Annotated in this window: 1 protein-coding gene; it reads left to right on the forward strand. The window is 65.1% G+C overall.

The annotated features are described in order from the left end of the window. The first annotated feature begins 49 nt into the window (after positions 1 to 49). Positions 50 to 1393 (forward strand): IS630 family transposase, encoded by a 1344-nt coding sequence (locus ACFQ9Z_RS39315; protein WP_383031935.1) that lies wholly within the window; start codon positions 50 to 52, stop codon positions 1391 to 1393. The last annotated feature ends 29 nt before the right edge of the window (positions 1394 to 1422 follow it).

Consider the following 1422-nt stretch of genomic DNA (forward strand, 5'->3'; position numbering starts at 1 on the left):
CTAGTGTGATGCGCCAGAAATCCTGAGGGTTAGTTACTACCCTGTTGCCATGTCGCATCCTGGGCCTTCTGCTGTGGAGATCACGCTGTCCGAGGCCGAGCGTGTCGAGTTGGTGCGCCGGACGGAAATGCCGCACCGGCGCTCGGCCGAGAAGGCCCGTATCATCCTGGCGTGTGCTGACGGCATGTCGAACGCGGGTGTCGCACGGCTTGTCGGTGTCCAGGCCAAGACGGTCGGCAAGTGGCGTCGGGCTTTCGCCGCAGAGCGGATAGCCGGGCTTGAGGACGCCGGCTGGATTGGCCGGCCGAAGGCCGACCTCATCCTCGACGATGCTGAGCGCAGACAGCTGCAGCAGTGGGCGCGGCAGGCCAGGACCGCCCAGTTCCTCGCGTTACGGGCGAAGATCGTGCTGCGCTGCGCGGAGGGCGGGACGAATCAGCAGGCCGCGGCCGATCTCGGTATCGACAGGTCGACCGTGGACCGCTGGCGGGCCCGGTTCATCGCAAAACGCCTCGATGGTCTGCAGGACGAGCCGCGCTCGGGCCGGCCGCCTTCGATCCTTCTCGACCGGGTCGAGGAGGTCGTCGTGGCCACGCTGGAGTCGCTCCCGGGCCAGGACACGCACTGGTCACGGGCCTCGATGGCCCAGCGCACCGGCCTGTCGAAGTCGACGATCGGGCGGATCTGGAAGCGGTTCGATTTCAAGCCCCACCTGCAGGACTCCTTCAAGCTGTCCACCGATCCGCAGTTCGTCGCCAAGGTCGTCGACGTTGTCGGCCTGTACCACCACCCGCCCGAGAAGGCGGTCGTGCTCTGCGTGGACGAGAAGTCCCAGATCCAGGCGCTGGACCGGTCCCAGCCGGTGCTGCCGATGATGCCGGGCATGCCCGAACGCCGCACCCACGACTATCTGAGGCATGGCATCACCAGCCTGTTCGCCGCCTTCAACATCGCCGACGGCAGCGTCATATCGGCACTGCACCGCCGCCACCGGGCGATCGAGTTCAAGAAGTTCCTGGTCCGGATCGACAAAGCGGTGCCCGCGGCACTCGACGTGCACCTCGTCTGTGACAACTACGCCACCCACAACACCGCCGAGATCAGGACGTGGCTCGGCAAACACCCCCGCTTCCACGTCCATTTCACTCCCACCGGATCCTCCTGGATGAACCAGGTGGAGCGGTGGTTCGGCCTGCTGACCGACAAGCTCATCCGCCGCGGCGTCCACACCTCCGTGAAGGCACTGGAAGACGACATCACCGCATGGATCGACACCTGGAACGAGAACCCGCGGCCCTTCACCTGGACCAAAACAGCCGACGAGATCCTCAACTCCCTCACCGACTACCTCACCAAGGTCGGCACCACCGGCCAGAAAACAGAGCAGAACTAACCCTCAGGATTTCTGGCGCATCACACTAG

The sequence above is a fragment of the Streptomyces sp. NPDC056580 genome (assembly GCF_042793175.1).
Lineage (GTDB): Bacteria > Actinomycetota > Actinomycetes > Streptomycetales > Streptomycetaceae > Streptomyces.

Bases quoted from the DNA above. Each gene is read 5' to 3' on its own strand.
- ACFQ9Z_RS39315 (WP_383031935.1), top strand. From the start codon at position 50: ATGTCGCATCCTGGGCCTTCTGCTGTGGAGATCACGCTGTCCGAGGCC.